Source organism: Streptomyces yongxingensis, from assembly GCF_055597465.1.
The window spans coordinates 4,744,238-4,759,258 of sequence record NZ_CM145717.1 but is presented as its reverse complement, the minus strand read 5'-3'; the positions used below and the strand labels follow the sequence as shown (position 1 = coordinate 4,759,258).

Below are 15,021 nucleotides of genomic sequence, written 5' to 3'. Positions count from 1 at the left end.
CGCCAACCGGCTTACCGAACGGCTTTCCAAACGGGGGGCCTGCTAGGGCGGCAGCCCCGGCTCCCGCCTTGTCGCAGGTCTGAGCTTTAGCACCCCTACCTGGGCCGTCCGCGACTTTTATAGTGCCTAGGCCCTCGAACAATCATGTGGGGAGGAGATGGGCTGTGGGAGGAGTTCGGTAATTCGATTCTTGTTGCTAGAGATTGGTCAATTGCGCAGCGCTGGCCTGATTTTGACGGTGCGGATTGAATCCCCTTTTGGTGCATCGCCTTCCCGCTGCGGCCCACGAAATCCTGATCAGCTGCGGGTCGCGTGATTGCTGATGAACGCGGAAAAAGGGAATGCCCGGGTGGATCGTGGAGAAACCTCGCCGCCGAACTGTTGTATTTCCGCCGGTATCTGGGAGAATGGAAAGGTGAGGACGTAGCGCATCAGGGCGCGCGTCGCAGGCGATCGGAGAACGATCGTGGCAAACCGGAATTCCGAGAACGAGAAGGCGAGCGCACCGCGCGGGGATGTGACCCGGGAGGACATGGCGCGCGTGACAGCGGGAGACTTCACGGACTTGAACGACTTGGCGCGGCGTTACTGCCGAGTGGTGGACTCTACCCGTTCCCGCAAGCGCGCGAACGGCAGCGCAACCGTCATCAAAAACGGGTATGCCCCCTACGGCACGGATGATGTGAGCGACGATGTCGCGCAGGACGCCGTTCTGATCTTCGCGAAGCGGCTGCGGAAGATCATTACGTCCTGCGCCGTTTCTGCTGTGTGGGTGGAAACGCGCGAGCCGTGCGCGTGGCAGTACATCCGTAGGGACGGGGAGACGATCATTGTCACCCGTACGACGCTGCACCGGTGGGCAGTTCGTGATGCTGCTGCTCGCAACGGGTACCGGCTGGACGTCAAGCCTGAAGAAGTCGACACCATTCCGGGGGCTCAGGCCATGCGCGGCATGCCGCACGCGGAGACGCTCCCTGCACTCGCGGTGACCCCCTATCTGGCCGGTTACAGCGGGGAGATCTTCCGGTCCGCATGGGGCGACGGGCGCGGCTACCCGACTCTCAAAGTGATCATGGACAACGCAAATTCTGTCGATGATCTCGGGCGTGGCGGAGTGATCGGGAAAGCGGCGCAGTCCATCCACGGCGGGCCCCGTAACTCCTCCTCGAAGGTACAGCGCACCCGGGATGCTGCGCGTGAGGAGTGGCGCAAGCTGACTGCGGAACTTGACGCCGTGCGCGATGAACTCGTGTACCAGTCCGCGCGCCCGTCTCATTCCGTCTAGCGCGGAGGAAATCCAGCAGGGGTCCCGGGTCGGTAGACCCGGGGCCCTGACTCATGTTCAAGTGGGCCAGTTCTTGAAACAGGCTTCTCGTGATCGGTATTTGGGCGTGTGAGGGCGCCGTATTGGTGTGAGGGTGCAAAGTTGACCGCCCACTCGTTGCTCGCATGTTGAGCTCCGGGCCGACCGCTGTGCCATGCGGATTGCAGGTGTGGCATACCGGTCGAGTAAATCATCCTACGCGTGCACTTGGATGCGGCTGAGCACATCCCGAAAAGATCTTGAAAGGGATTCACTCAAGATCGGTAATTGAGAGATTCCGGGTTACGTATTCAAGTGAGAGCGCGAAATGACGCTTCATCGGTCGCGATGTCCCTGGCGATTCGATCGCGGAAAGAAACATGAAGAGATTCTTCCGTGATCGGTAATCGAGGGTTTCGCGCTGCCGTATTGAAGTGAGAGCGCATGGACGCCAATTCGGCGCGGCGCGTGTTGCCTCGCTCATGAGGATTCAGCGGTTCGCCGCATGTGATGGCATGCCCGCCAGGGCTGTTGAAATCACGCCGCGTGCGAGGAGTTCCGTGCTCCCCTGGAGGGAGGAGATCATGAACATCACAGGAGTTCCCCTTGGGGACTTCTGCGCGATCACAGACGATGTGTCATGCCGTAGGTACGGCGGAAACGTCGTTGTGGCCTCGGATGCGCACTCCGGGTATGGCAACACCATCACCGCACGCTTACGGGTGATGGACAGTCGTGGTGCGGGGGCGCGCACGGCCGCAACCGGGCGCCACGGACCGTATGCCTGCTGGCACGCCTATCGCGATGTGCTGTGGAGCATGTTCGAGGTATATCCCAACGCTCGGGCCCGGACGGCACTGGAGACCTACCGGGGCATCTCAGGGTTCGAACGCGACTATCCGGCCACCGCTGATCACAACGCTGGTTCAGCTATGCATCCCGCGTGCATAGCTGATCTGTGCGTTATGGATGGCTGCGGTGACGCGGAGCCGCTGTTCACACCGACGGTTGGTGACCTGGCCGCCGTTGAAGAGGCCGTGCCAGTCACGGACGACGACAGCATCCTGGCACGCATCGAACGAGAGCTGCGGCGTGCGGATCGATACGCCCCTGAACCGTTGGTGTTCGAAGGGCCTGAGTCCCTGGCCGGTGTGCCAGATCTGGCCTACAGCGGACGCTGAACGGTCCTGCGGAGGCTGCGCAGGGTTCTGACCGTAAGGCCAGGACCCTGCCTCCTCTCCCGGACAAGGTGCGTACGCCGAACCGGTCGCATCCATGCCGTGACCACTGAACTGCCCTGCCGTGCGCCTGCCCCGCGCCGGGCGTACCCACGGCTGTTCAGCCTGAACAGTCAGTTCGGCCAACCATGAGGGAGGAATGCGCGATGTGCGAGCTGTGCGAGATCCTGGACGGCCGTAGTGGGGGGTCGGCCGCGCCCATGCAACCGCCGGAGGCGGGGCCCACTGCGTCGCCGCAGATTGTCGGCATCCCGGTCACCGAGAACGACGACGGCACCATCACCCTGACCCTGACTCAGGAGCAGATCCCCAGCATGCAGCTCCAGCTGGCGGTCGGTGCCATGGTGCTGAGCAGGGGCGACCCGTTCGCCGAGTGACAGCGTGTCCCGACCGGTCCCCGGCTGTGCCGGGGACCGGTTCGGGCTGCGGGACTGAATCGATCAGAGCGGAGAGTGACTGATCTTGACGGATCACAATGACGCGACTGACGTGCTGACCGTTGCTCGAATTCAGGGGCAATGGCACGCATGGAGTGCGGCGCTGGACGAGTGGCTTCCCATACCGCTCACGGCCGAAGCCACCGACCGCGACGTCGAGCAGTTCTACGCGGCGCGTGGCATCTCCATCCGGATGTGCGGAGAGCCGGCACACAGGATGATCCCCGTTCGCTCGGCCGCCCAAGGCTGAGCTGAGTCCTGAACGGGTCTTATGGACGAGAGCTCCACCGCGTGGGCCCGAGATCCGTCTCGGGCCCACGCCCATGTCCGGTGACTTTGGGAAGGGGGATGCGGACATGAGCGCGGAAAGCAATATTTGGGGCGCTGCTCCCCAGACAGCGCTCTGGTATGGCGAGATCACCTTCGGCCGTGACATCAAGGATGACGACGGCGCGCTGATCGGCACGGAGACCGACTATGCCTACGGGTACAGCAACGACCCGCTCCCCGACCCCGGAGCCATGTGCCCGCAGGGCTTCGAGGTACTGGAGGAGAGGCTGACGCAACTGCGTTGGCAGGTCGCGTTTAGCGGGAACAGCGCATCCCAGGACAACGAGGAATGTGAGTTCCGCGTATGGCGTGAGAACGGCGACCTGATCGCCTCTCCTGGCACGTACGAAGAGGCTGCTGACGCGCTGCGCAAGGCTGTCCAGGCTGACATTGACCGTTATGGCACGCAGAACGCGGCGTGCGGCGTGCTGTCCACTTACGGCTACAGCATCGATGTCGTCGAAGGTGATCGGCGTGTCACGCAAGACTTCATGATCAACCACCCCGATTGCCCGTTGGACGATGCGGCCATCGTCGAGGCGGGAGAGTAAAAGAACAGACTGAACCGAGCGGAACGAGTGATGCCCGGAGAAAGGAGCATCCCATGCATATGAGCCGTGACGGTGAACCCTGCCATGTGGAGATCTTCCGGCGCGGGCAATCCGAGGTCATTGCCGATGGTGGCGACGATCAGGAGCCTTTGCCTGAAGGCGTGCAAGGAATCCTGAAGGCAAGCGGATTCGTTGAGGAGACAGTGCCGCCGCTCTACAGCTGGTTTCAACTGCCGCCGAATCTGGGTCGGAGAGAGGAGAACGCTCGCTCCGGTCGCGCGCTCGCGGCACTGACGGAGGCGGGTTACTTGGTCGCCTTCGATCCGGACCTATCCGATGACGGCGAATGAGCTCGTTTGCTCCTTCTTCTAGTGCGCGTCGGATTCGAGAGAGCGAGGGGGCGGATGTCCCGCCCACGACTCAAAGTAGGTGTTCCCTATGGCACGGTTCGAACTGCCCTTCGGCGGAGCAATCCAGCATGTGGCTGACCCGAAGAGGAACCGCGGTTACCACTATGTGGTGGCCTGGGGAGTAGACCTAGGATCGTACGCCTATTACATCGAGATGAGTTGCGCCGAGGCAGAAAACGACGATGCTCCCAAGAACGCCATCTACAAGGGGCGTGACGGATGCTGGCGCACAGTTGATGAGTTGCGCGACGCTCGACAAATCCAGCGGTACGAGGACTACGTGGCCGCGCTCACGCGGTACGCAGAAGATCTGGCTGCCGAACGCCGCCACCCTCGCTAGCGCTGCTGCATAGTGCAGGGTCCAGTCAGTGCAGGCTTCCAGTAGAGATGTTCACTCCGTCTTGGAGTAGGCGCCGCACCACGTCGAGGTGCTTCATTCGCCTGGACCATCGCCTCTCAGCACACGCTCCGCCGCGGCTTTCATCGGTTCTCGTGCACGATGCCTCGCGCTCCCTGGACAAGGATCATGCTGATGGTCGATTCACAAGAACTGCTCAGGTTCCTTATCTGCGGCCAACTTGCACGCGATGACATCGCACATGAGTACGGGCCGCCGAGCCAGCTCTCGGAGGAAGAGCGGAAGTGGCGGTACGACGACTTGCTCTCCGCGTTCTCCTCCTACTTGGAGCACCGTGTCATGGGTGTCGGACGCACGTGGCAGGAAGCGCTGCGTGACGCTGCGGCTGCTGGACGACTTGGGTTTGATCTGCCTGCCGATGCCGGCGAGGTGGCATTGGCGGAGACACGGGAGGTCCTGCGGCACGGCGCGATGACGGACTGGGTCGAAACCGAGGACGGCGTGGCCCTTCTCGATGGCTGCTGGTGATCGAATTGTCATGGCCATGCCTTGAAAGGAGGGATGGTGATTCCTGTTCATCCGTCCGAGGAAATGCGCGACCGGTACATGCAGAACATCATGGCGACATGGTGGTCCGCCAATGCGGAGCAGCAGGAGCGTGGACGTACTTGGTATCGCACCGCGCACGATTTGGCCGCGCAGATCAGCGGAGGCGACGCGAGACGCGGGGCTGGTGTGATCGCAGCGCTGTCTGCCAACAAGTCCTGGCATCAGAATCTGCGATTAGCGCGCCAGGTGTGTGGTAGCGGTGTGCTCTCCGGCCACTTTTCGGACGCACTGGCCAAGGCTGCTGCGATCATGGCCGGAGCGGATCCGGCTGACGTACTTCCCATGGACCGCAAAACTGGCCACTTCTTCCAGTGCATCGCTGACCCGGACGATCCCGAGGCGGTAGTCATCGATCGTCACGCGCATGACATCGCCGTGGGTGAGAGATACGGCAATCGCGACCGCGGGCTGTCCTGTGCCAGTCGCTATGAACTGATCGCCGACTGCTACCGTGAAGCCGCGCTGCAACTGGGCGAGCTGCCCAGCACCGTTCAGGCTGTCACATGGGTCGCCCACACCGAGCACGTAGCCGACACCGTTTGATGACGGAGTCTGGGGTCATCAGAATCGTGCGCGTGGCCCACGAGGCCTGGCTCAGACCAATCACAGCTCCGGCAGCGTCTTTCGTCTGCATTCCACGCTGCCGGGTCGCCCCCGACCCAATGGGGCGGCATGCCCATTTCCCTCTTATGGTCTACGCGACACGAGAGGGAAATGGGCCCTTGTACGCAGTGCTTCACGCCCGCACGCCTTTCCCTGTCCCTCCCTCGCCCTGCGGGTTGGGCGTGCGGGTCTGTGGCACTGTGTCAATTAATTCCCGACCCTGAGAAAGAAGGGAGAGTGCGCGTCCTGATGGTAAACGCCGACCTACTGCATGAGACTGTGCAGCATATCCGGAACCAGCCAGACACATGGTGTCAGTTGGACTATCGCCGTGGCCCGGCAGGTTGTTTCGCTTATCACGCAGCTCTGCTGGCTGGAGCGGAGCTGGCCAGCCCAGAACCAAGTGTCTCGCAGGCAGATTGCCGCGCCTATTGGCCTAATCACGATGACCGCTTGGTCTTCAACGAGGCAGCTCGCAAGCTGGGCTTCACCGAGCGCGACTACATCAACATCTCTGAGTTTGCTCGCCGCGCTCTCGGGATCGACAGTCACGCCGCTGACGAACTGTTCGAGGCCACCAACACGTTGGCGGACCTGGAGCGATTCGTCCAGGCGCTCACCGTCGACTCTGCCTCCAGGCGCCGGCAGTGAGGCGACATTGCCTCGCCGACGGCGTCCTGCACACGCTGGGTCCGGCCGCACTCAGAAGTAGGTAAGTCGGCGGGTCCGGCTACTCCTCCCTTCTCCTCCCATTCATCAGGGAGCACCAAGACAGGTTCATCCTTGTCCTCGGAAAGGAGCGTGATGGTATGTCCAGGGAAACACTGGAGTGGCTGAACAAGAACACGCTGATCGGCTTTACCGAGAAACGCGGGACGGCCTGGCATTACCGGCGAAGTTTGCAAGGCACTGAACCCAACCACTACTCCGGGGCGATTCCGGTCGAGGATGTCAAGCGACGTCTTTTCGGCTGGGAGGCTGTCTCCAGCCCGGTGTACGTGGAGAGCCCGCTCACCGGAGGCCTGGAACGGGCCCCCGATAGGCGGGCGTACCTGCGCAGCGACAACGGCTACATCCTGGGGTACTTCGGCGAGGGCTACGAACCTCACCCATACGACGAGTGGCTGATCGACAAGATCGCCAGCCTGCTGGACGCTGAGGTGTCGATCGGCTCGGCGGGACTGCTGCGCGAAGGTGCGGTCGCGTGGGTATCGGTTGAGGTCCCCGAGACCATCACTACTCCGGAGGGGGTTGAGTTCCGCCCCAACCTCTTCGGCGCCACCTCGTTCGACGGGTCTCTCACTACCACCTTCAAGCGAGCCGTGACCAACATCGTCTGCGACAACACCATGGGCGCGGGCCTGGCTGAGTCCGGACAAGAGATCAAGATCAAGCACTCACGGAACTCGAAGCTGAGGCTTGCCGAGGCCCGCGAAGCGCTCAACCTCATCTACCAAACCGCAGACGAATTCTCCGCAGAGGTCAAGCACCTGTGCGAGACCACGGTCACGGACCGGCAATGGGACGCTTTCCTGGACGCCCACACGCCCATGCCGGAAGACAAGGGACAGTCACGCACCCTGGCGGAGAAGAAGCGCGACACACTGGCCAGACTGTGGAATCACGACGCCCGCGTCGCACCCTGGCACGGAACCGCTTATGGAGTTGTACAGGCGGTCAATACCTACACCCACCATGAGCAGACCGTACGTAACACCCAGCGCGCCGAGCGCAACATGCTCAGGGCTATCACGGGGGACATCCACAAGGTGGACCACGCCACTCTGGCCACGCTGGCCACCGTGCTCGACGACACGGGCCTCATGGCGACGGCGTAGTACCGCTTGCTTGCGGGGCGCCGGTACAGGCACGGCGGCGCAGGAGGAACGTCACATCCAAGCCTCCGCTCGGGGAGCGTCTGCTCTATGCACCTCCCTTGTCCGGCAACCCGCCAAGTCCTCGGAAGCCTTAGCGCCACACGACAGCGTTGAGTCGGACAGGAGAGGAGAAATGGCAAAGACAGAGTTGGTTGACATTCCCTTCATCGGCATCATCAGGATCGAAGCCGAGCCGCTGCACCTTCCGGATGGGGCTGTCCAAGATGCGGTAATCGAAGGCATGCGTACGCATCTTTCGACGCGTATGGCAGAGGACTGGAAGTCAGGTGGATCCGGTGGGTTCGCCCCTCCGGTGAAGGTCGAGGTGACCAAGCTGTTCGAAACCTACCCGCTGTACGTAGAGAGCGCGCCAGATCGGCGCGAGCGTCGGCACCAGCAGGTGGAATGGCAGCTTCAGTGGAGGAGGGCCGGCCATTCGACCTCTGATGGGGTGGACGCGGCCGAGGAGGGCGACGACGTTCGCGCGCTCATCGAGGAGTTGGAGGAGTACGGCATCGAGGCCGTTCGCCAGCACTCGGGCGGTGAATACATGGTTGCCGAGATCGAGCTGGAGGGCGGGTACTTCCTGCGTTCATCACAGCCAGCTGGCTCGGACGAGGGATACTTCTGGAGCATTGAAGACCACAGCGGGGAGCTTGTATTGCAGGGCCGTTGGCCGCAGAGCGATGCGGCCCAGGCCGCGCACTGGATCGCGCTGATGCTCCTGGCATTCGGCTCCATTACGCCCCGGTTCTGACCCACAGGTGCGCGCCACATTGGACCCGCCAACCGCGGCTCTCGCGATGGCCGATCATGTATGGCCGAGTGATCTGGTCATCGGCGAGAGCTGCGTGAGCTCTCGATGATGCCGCGCCGCCGCCGGAGGCTCGTCGATCGGTATGGACTCGCCCCATGGTGCTTTAGAAGCTGAGGATGAGTTCGTCCTCCTGGCCCAAGTGGCTCCTGGGCGACGCTGACGCTGCCGAGCCGGAGGCCGAGATGGCAGTTTGCGATCATCTGCCACCGCCGGACAACGCCTGCTCGGCCCACCAGCTGGCACACCGTGATCACAAGCGCTACTCCAGACGAAGGAAGGTGATCACCAACACCTGTTAGGGACTACCTCCGCACATGCGGGAGACTATCCGCACCTGTCGGAGGTGGAGCGCTGTGAACATCGACTTGAGCAAGGCGATCGGGACCGCTGAAGAACTGCTGGCGGAGTTGAAAAAGCTGGACGGCACTGAGGTCGACGAGGCGCCGACCCGTGCCGCCAAACGCCAGCACACCAAGCTGAACCGTACGTTGCTCCGCCTGTCCCACCTGGGGAACCGCGCGTCCGTGGAAATCATGGATACCTACCACGATTTCAAGCGTCGGGATGACCCAGTGGAGGAGAGTGACAAGGAGTGAACGACCTGACCGAAGCCTTGTTGCGTGATGTGGCCAGCCGCCTCCAGAAGGCCATCCAGGCCCGGGACTGTCCCGCGATGGTTGCCCTCCACGGTCAGCGCACCTTGTTCCTGTCCGACTACGACTACCTGCGAGACGAGGCCGCCGCCGTGGCCTTCGAGAACCGCGTCGCCAAGACTGCGCGGCAAATCAACACGACGCGCTGGGTGATGGTCGTTCCGCAAGTGTGGCTGGTCACCGGCGGTACGGTGGCCGCCCGTGCCGTCTCCAACCACCCTCTGCGCGAGGGTGAGCAAGAAGTCATCACCCTCATGACCTTCGACGTCGAGGACGGAGTGGACTACGGCTTCGTTCCCTACACCCGCCGCCCCAACGGCGCGCCGGTTTTCGACGAGCCGAAGCTATTCACTGACCCCATCCGGCCACGGCCCGAGATGCCCGGCTTCACGCTGCTCACCCGCCTGATGCACGACGACGGCCCAGAGACGTCCCTCGGCTGATTCCAGCGCAGCGGCATCTCCGGCCACTCGGTGTACCGCTCCGGGGTCAGGCGCCTGGAACACCCGGCCCCTGCTGACAGCCAGCTCGGACGGCTCCCGTCCGTACGAGTTGCTTGCCGTATGTCCGGCCGCCAGTGCTTCTGCTGAAGGCCGGCGATATGCGACCTGGGTTCCCCCCGGACGCCATTCCGACGGACCCGCACTGGATCCTGAGCCCATCAGCCCGGACGGTAGGCCGCGGCCTGCTCGACAGCAGTCCCCGCAGCGAGGTGCCGCCGTTCCCGTGAACGTCGACTTCGACGCTGCCCGGACCCCGGAACCGATATCCACTCCATCCCGTGCCGAGCCGGCTGCACATCTCCCTCACCACGTCGCAGAACAGCGCTGCCGTGGCACAGCGCCGGTGAGTCAACAGATTTACCAGGCACGAGCGCGTCGTTTCATCCGCTGTGCCTGCGTGCGGGGTCGCCCGGCAACCACGCATCGCTACCTGAACGAAAGGATCACTTGTCATGCCGCGTGCCCCCGCGCCGCTGGTCAGCTGCGTACCGGCTTTCGCCCGGCACAACGCGTTTCCCCCACGGGTCGGATGGCCCGCCAAGGTCCACGCCGCGCTACGGGAAAGCCCTCAGGCTCTCTCCCGGCCCGACGCCGCCACGATGCTCGGCGTTGGCTCCTCGATGGTCAAGCCCATGCGTTTCTGGTCTCACTCATTTGGTCTCATCCGCTACGGAGAGAGACTCAGGCCGCGACCGGTATACCCCACAGCCCGCGGGCACTGGCTGCTCGACGAGGACGGCGCCGACCCCTACCTCGAGGACCCTGCCACTCTTTGGCTGCTGCACTGGTGGCTGCTGAGCGGACAGCCCTGCTATGTCCCGACGTTCTTTCACCTGTTCGCCAACTGGTGGAAGTCGCGCTTCACCCGGAGCGAACTGCGGGCTGCTGTGCAGCGCGCCGCTGTCGCCACCGGGTGGCCGCGGCCCGGTGACGCCCTCATCAGCCACGACATCACCGCACTGACATCGATGTACGGCACGACCAGCGTGGTCACGTACTCGGCCAGGTCGGTCGAGGAGTACGTGATCAATCCCTTCCGCCAACTCGGGATCTTGAATCTGGTCCCTGACAGTGGCTTCACCGAGTGGCCCGCTGCGGTGCGGCGCGACAGGGGGGAGCTGTTGGTGCACCGAACGCGGGGCAACATTGCGCCGCGCACGGTCCTGGCCTACGCCTGCCTGCAATACGCGCAGCAGAGCGGGCTGGACCAGCCCGGCGCCGTCGCACTGGCGCGACTGCATACCGACCCTCGGGGGCCGGGTCGGCTGCTGCTGGTCGACGAGCACTCGCTGCGCACTGCACTAGAGGCTGCCGCGGAGCACCCCGTAGGCGGGGATATCGCGCTCGTGGACTCCGCCGGAGGAGACCTCCTGGCCTTTGATGACTCACCGCGCAGGATCGCCGACAGGCTTCTGGCTTCCTACTACCACTGCCCGAGCGGACCTGAGACCCACTCCTGAACTTCTGACGAACGCACCATTTCCAGCTCCAATGAGCATCGCGTGGAGGTTGACATGAGATCGAAAACTGCAGGAGGCGCCAGACGGGAGACTGCGGATCATCACTTCGGGAGAGGACGTGGCCCTGAAAGTCACATACATCGAGCGTCCGACTGACCCGCTGCAACTGCTTCCCTTTATGGGACTTCACCTCATTGCATTGCGCGACGGTCTACCTGATTGGGGCGGCCAACTCATCGCCATCAGCGACAAGGCTCACATCCGTAAATACTCCGGTGAGATCGCCGAGTTCTCTCTTACGGAGACCGTCTTCAAATGCGTACAAGCAAAATAGGGCGTACAGAATCCCCTCACGGGGGGGCAATAGGCGCCGTGCGGCCCCTTAACTCCGCTCGCCGGGAAAGGGGGTGTGCCGTGATGTGTTGAGTCCGTGTCTTGTCCCGATGCAGCTCCGGTGACTGTGGCTGCAGGCGCTGCAAAGAGACCTGGGCCCCGCCGCTCTACGGTCATGCGTCGATCTTGGCCGACGGCCGCGGCTCAGCTCCCGGTTGCGTAGCTCAGTGGTAGAGCGCCGGTCTTATAAGCCGATGCGGTCGCGGGTTCGAATCCCGCCGCAACCACTTCTGCCTAGTACTCCAGCTCGGGCAGGCAGAGCCGACGGTCGATCAGTGCGCGCAGGCTCTGTTCCGGCAGGTGCAGATCGTGGACGGTGAACGGCGGCTCGCGGGCCCGGAGATCGGCGAACTCGTCACCAGCTTCGACATGGCGGGGCTCTCCCTCACCCTGACCTGGCTGGACGACAGGCTTGAGCAGCTGCGGTGCGCCCCGGCCGACACCCCCGCCTACCGCAAGGGGGCCCTGGGCAGCCCCGCGACCTCGCGTCGCGGCCACCAAGCGCGTCTTCGGCTTCGACCCGGATACGACGGCGGGGTGCAGCTCCTGGAGGACGAGGGCATCGAGAAGTTCCAAGCATCCTGGAACGACTTGCTCAAGTCGACCGAGGCGCGGCTGAGTCTGCAACCGTGACCCCAGATCGCCTCTCGTGGGTTGTATGGCGAGGGAGATCGTGTTCCCTGGTGGGGTATCGGGTGTTCGCTTGGGACTCCTGGAACTCCACCACGGCCCCGCCGTGATCGTGGGCCCACTCGGTCAGCACGGCGATCGGCTCCACCAGCGTCCGGCCCAGGTCGGTCAGCACGTACTCGACCTTCCTGCCATCGGCGTGGCGGTCGACCAGGCCGTACCCCTGCAACCGCCGCAGCGTCTGGGTAAGAACCTTTCGCGAGATCCCGCCGACCAGATCCACCAGTTCGCCGTGCCTGCACGGTTCCCGACTCAACGCGAACAGCACGATCACGGCCCACTTGTCGGCGATGATCTCGATCGCCATCCGGGCCGGGCAGTCGGCGAGGAAGACGCTGCCGGAATACACATGCACCCCTCGACGGTAACCCGCCGCCAGGAACCTGGAGGTACCCAGCGCCTCACTAGCGTCCCCAGCGGGAGCTGCCGAGGAAGGGAACCGCATGGCGTCAGAGATCGAATGGCCGGGCGGGCGGAAGGTCGCCGTGCTGGTCACGGTCGCGTTGGAGCTGTGGTCGCCAGGGCACTGGCCCACCTACGGGCCAATGCCGCGGCGTGGCCGCCCGGCGTTGAGGACACCCACAGCACGTCATGGGTGGACTACGGCGTCGCCACGGGCGTCTGGCGGCTGCTCAAGGTCCTCGGTGACCTGCCCGCCACCGTCGGCATCAACGGCCTCGTCGCCGAGCGGCACCCCGACACCGTGGTGGCCGTACACGATGCGGGGCACGAGATCGCCGCGCACTCCTGGGCCCAGGACGTCGTGCCCGCGCTGTTCGACCTCGACGCCGAGCGGGACAACACGCGCCGCTGCACCGACGTCCTCGGCCGAGTCACCGGCGTTCGCCCGAGGGGGTGGATGAGCCCGCGCGCCACCGGTTCGAGACACACCGCCGACCTGCTCACCGAGGCCTGCTACCGCTGGACCGGCGATCACAGCGACCACGACCTCCCGCAGGGCCCCGGCGTCGTCCGCCTGACCATCCACACTCATGTCGGTGGCCGACCTCTCCTCGCGGGCATGGTCGCCCAGATCCTTGACCACGTCCGCGCGTCCGGCGACGTCTGGGCCGCCACCCACGCACAGGTGGCCGAGCACGTCCTCACCCACCAGGGAAGGAAGCCATGACCCACATCCTCGTCGTCGGCGGCACCGGGGCGATGGGCAGCCATGTGATCCAGCATCTGCTCACCACCACCGACGCCTCCATCACCGTCCCCACCCGCGACCCGGAGTCCGCCCACGCCGCCGAACTCGCCGCCACCGCGCCCGACCGCGTGGAACTGGTCCGCTCCGACACAGCCGCCGACGCCCTGGTCGAGAGGGCCGACCGCGTGTTCGCCAACACCGACTTCTTCGCCACGGGCAGCGCCGTGGGGGAATACCGCCAGGGCCTGGATCTGCTGGCCGCCGCGGAGAAGGCGGGCGTGGAGCGTTTCATCTGGTCCTCGTTGGACAGCGCGGTGTCCCTGACCGGCCACCCCGTGCCGCACTTCGACAGCAAGGCCGCCGTCGCCGCCCACATCGGCCTGATGCGGTCGGAGGAAATGCTCCGCAAGGAGACCGACGGCTGGTACACGAACCACGTGTCGGTGCTGACCACGGCGCCGTACTTCGAGAACCTGCGGTACCGCCTCACCCCTCGACCGGATGGCCGGGGAGGCCTGACCTTCAGGCTTCCTCTCGGTGCTGCCCATTACCCGCTCATCGCCCTCGACGACATCGCCTGGTTCACCGGCCACATGTTCGACAACTGGCAGTCCTGGGGCGTCCGCGACCTCGCGGTGATCGGCGACAGCCTCACCGGCGACGAGATCGCCGCCACCTTCGCGCGGGTCACGGGCGTCCCTAGCACCTACACCCCGATGCCGCACGACGACCTGAGCGCCGCCATCCCCGACTTCGGCCACGACTACGTGGCGATGTTCCAGTTCTTCGCCGACCGAGACCTCTACACCCGCGACCGGGACATCACCGACCTGCGCCGCCTGCACCCCGACGTGATGACCTTCGAGGACTGGCTGCGCCACACGGGGTGGACGGGTGCCTGATCACTGAGCCTTGTTCATCCTGCCGTGCGGCTGGTCTCCGAAAACGCCGAGGCCACGCCAGGCGGTCGGCCGCATTCAACGCGCAGATCCTGTCGCTGTACGCATGCGGCGCGAGCGTGCGCGACATCCGTCCGTCAGTAATCAACAACGACTCCAGTTATACCGCTCGTTTAACAGACCTCGGGGCGATGTCGTCGGCGGTCTGGATACCCCGGCCGCCGAGCGCGAGATCACTGCACGGCAAAGCCGAATTCGTGGATATCGGCACCGGCATCGAGTATTGCCGTGGCCAGTTCCATCCCGTCCTCGACGGTCGGGTGACGAGCTGGCACTGGGCGCGGCCGGTGTCGCGAAGGTCGGTGTGCTCGGGGCCGATACCGGGATAATCCAGACTGGGGGAGGCCGAGCACAGCTCGCTGATCTGCCCTTTGTGGTCCGCAGGACGTAGGAGTGGAAACTGTGCAGTACGCCGGGTTCGCCGGCGGAGAGCGTCACCGCGTGCCTCCCGGTACCGTGGCCCGCCGCCTCACAGCCGAGCAGCCGAGGGGGTGGTGTCATCGAGGAAGACATGTAGAATCCCCGTCGCGTTCAAGCCTCCGCTGACGCAAGCGAGGACCGCGCCCAGGTGGTGCGAATACTCGACACCGGCGATCCAGTCGTGGAATGTGTCGTTGAGGATCCGGAGGGTTCTCGAATTGAACACGTTGAGACGACTCGATTGGGAAGAACAGTAGACA

19 protein-coding genes, 1 tRNA gene and 1 pseudogene are annotated in these 15,021 nt (G+C 64.2%); 20 read left to right on the top strand and 1 reads right to left on the bottom strand.

The window, feature by feature from the left end:
- Positions 1-466: 466 nt before the first annotated feature.
- The 18 genes and pseudogenes from ACZ6TD_RS20145 to ACZ6TD_RS20060 form a co-directional block, all read left to right on the top strand.
- Complete coding sequence (locus ACZ6TD_RS20145; protein ID WP_137981785.1) at positions 467-1,285, top strand: hypothetical protein; 819 nt, start codon at positions 467-469, stop codon at positions 1,283-1,285.
- Between the two features lie 602 nt (positions 1,286-1,887).
- Positions 1,888-2,484 carry a hypothetical protein gene (locus ACZ6TD_RS20140; RefSeq protein ID WP_137981786.1) on the top strand — a complete coding sequence of 199 codons (597 nt, stop codon included), beginning with the start codon at positions 1,888-1,890 and terminating at the stop codon, positions 2,482-2,484.
- A 203-nt stretch (positions 2,485-2,687) separates the two neighbouring features.
- Entirely contained in the window at positions 2,688-2,918 is a 231-nt protein-coding gene (locus tag ACZ6TD_RS20135; protein ID WP_137981787.1) for a hypothetical protein, read from the top strand.
- A gap of 85 nt (positions 2,919-3,003) precedes the next feature.
- Positions 3,004-3,228 (top strand): hypothetical protein, encoded by a 225-nt coding sequence (locus ACZ6TD_RS20130; RefSeq protein WP_471355904.1) that lies wholly within the window; start codon positions 3,004-3,006, stop codon positions 3,226-3,228.
- A 106-nt stretch (positions 3,229-3,334) separates the two neighbouring features.
- Positions 3,335-3,859 (top strand): hypothetical protein, encoded by a 525-nt coding sequence (locus ACZ6TD_RS20125; protein ID WP_471355902.1) that lies wholly within the window; start codon positions 3,335-3,337, stop codon positions 3,857-3,859.
- A gap of 53 nt (positions 3,860-3,912) precedes the next feature.
- Positions 3,913-4,209, top strand: coding sequence for a hypothetical protein (locus ACZ6TD_RS20120; RefSeq protein WP_471355900.1), 297 nt, complete (start codon positions 3,913-3,915; stop codon positions 4,207-4,209).
- A gap of 88 nt (positions 4,210-4,297) precedes the next feature.
- Positions 4,298-4,609 carry a hypothetical protein gene (locus tag ACZ6TD_RS20115; RefSeq protein ID WP_471355898.1) on the top strand — a complete coding sequence of 104 codons (312 nt, stop codon included), beginning with the start codon at positions 4,298-4,300 and terminating at the stop codon, positions 4,607-4,609.
- Between the two features lie 186 nt (positions 4,610-4,795).
- Positions 4,796-5,155, top strand: coding sequence for a hypothetical protein (locus tag ACZ6TD_RS20110; RefSeq protein WP_471355896.1), 360 nt, complete (start codon positions 4,796-4,798; stop codon positions 5,153-5,155).
- Positions 5,156-5,188: 33 nt separating this feature from the next.
- The gene (locus ACZ6TD_RS20105; RefSeq protein ID WP_471355893.1) at positions 5,189-5,779 is read left to right on the top strand and encodes a DUF7178 family protein; all 591 of its coding nucleotides are present in this window, start codon (positions 5,189-5,191) and stop codon (positions 5,777-5,779) included.
- A 513-nt stretch (positions 5,780-6,292) separates the two neighbouring features.
- Complete coding sequence (locus ACZ6TD_RS20100) at positions 6,293-6,490, top strand: hypothetical protein (protein ID WP_471355891.1); 198 nt, start codon at positions 6,293-6,295, stop codon at positions 6,488-6,490.
- A 158-nt stretch (positions 6,491-6,648) separates the two neighbouring features.
- Positions 6,649-7,677: a DUF932 domain-containing protein gene (locus ACZ6TD_RS20095; RefSeq protein ID WP_471355888.1), complete on the top strand. Its 1,029-nt coding sequence runs from the start codon at positions 6,649-6,651 to the stop codon at positions 7,675-7,677.
- 172 nt (positions 7,678-7,849) lie between these two features.
- Positions 7,850-8,473 carry a hypothetical protein gene (locus ACZ6TD_RS20090; protein WP_174890306.1) on the top strand — a complete coding sequence of 208 codons (624 nt, stop codon included), beginning with the start codon at positions 7,850-7,852 and terminating at the stop codon, positions 8,471-8,473.
- A gap of 413 nt (positions 8,474-8,886) precedes the next feature.
- Positions 8,887-9,129: a hypothetical protein gene (locus ACZ6TD_RS20085; protein WP_137981795.1), complete on the top strand. Its 243-nt coding sequence runs from the start codon at positions 8,887-8,889 to the stop codon at positions 9,127-9,129.
- Positions 9,126-9,629 (top strand): hypothetical protein, encoded by a 504-nt coding sequence (locus ACZ6TD_RS20080; protein ID WP_471355885.1) that lies wholly within the window; start codon positions 9,126-9,128, stop codon positions 9,627-9,629. The genes ACZ6TD_RS20085 and ACZ6TD_RS20080 overlap by 4 nt, the downstream gene beginning before the upstream one ends.
- 512 nt (positions 9,630-10,141) lie before the next feature.
- On the top strand, positions 10,142-11,149 hold the full coding sequence (locus ACZ6TD_RS20075) for a DUF4007 family protein (protein WP_471355882.1): 1,008 nt from the start codon (positions 10,142-10,144) through the stop codon (positions 11,147-11,149).
- A gap of 118 nt (positions 11,150-11,267) precedes the next feature.
- On the top strand, positions 11,268-11,483 hold the full coding sequence (locus ACZ6TD_RS20070) for a hypothetical protein (protein ID WP_137981798.1): 216 nt from the start codon (positions 11,268-11,270) through the stop codon (positions 11,481-11,483).
- Between the two features lie 212 nt (positions 11,484-11,695).
- Positions 11,696-11,769: transfer RNA gene (locus tag ACZ6TD_RS20065), tRNA-Ile, on the top strand.
- A 109-nt stretch (positions 11,770-11,878) separates the two neighbouring features.
- Positions 11,879-12,019 (top strand): annotated as a pseudogene (locus tag ACZ6TD_RS20060) (dihydroxyacetone kinase subunit DhaK); the annotation flags it as partial.
- 118 nt (positions 12,020-12,137) lie between these two features.
- Here ACZ6TD_RS20060 and ACZ6TD_RS20055 read toward each other — a convergent pair.
- The gene (locus ACZ6TD_RS20055) at positions 12,138-12,539 is read right to left on the bottom strand and encodes a winged helix-turn-helix transcriptional regulator (RefSeq protein WP_471357908.1); all 402 of its coding nucleotides are present in this window, start codon (positions 12,537-12,539) and stop codon (positions 12,138-12,140) included.
- Between the two features lie 204 nt (positions 12,540-12,743).
- On the opposite strand from ACZ6TD_RS20055, the gene ACZ6TD_RS20050 reads away from it, so the two are divergent.
- Positions 12,744-13,361 carry a polysaccharide deacetylase family protein gene (locus ACZ6TD_RS20050; RefSeq protein ID WP_471355881.1) on the top strand — a complete coding sequence of 206 codons (618 nt, stop codon included), beginning with the start codon at positions 12,744-12,746 and terminating at the stop codon, positions 13,359-13,361.
- Positions 13,358-14,284, top strand: coding sequence for an NmrA family NAD(P)-binding protein (locus ACZ6TD_RS20045; RefSeq protein WP_471355878.1), 927 nt, complete (start codon positions 13,358-13,360; stop codon positions 14,282-14,284). The genes ACZ6TD_RS20050 and ACZ6TD_RS20045 overlap by 4 nt, the downstream gene beginning before the upstream one ends.
- Positions 14,285-15,021 lie beyond the last annotated feature (737 nt).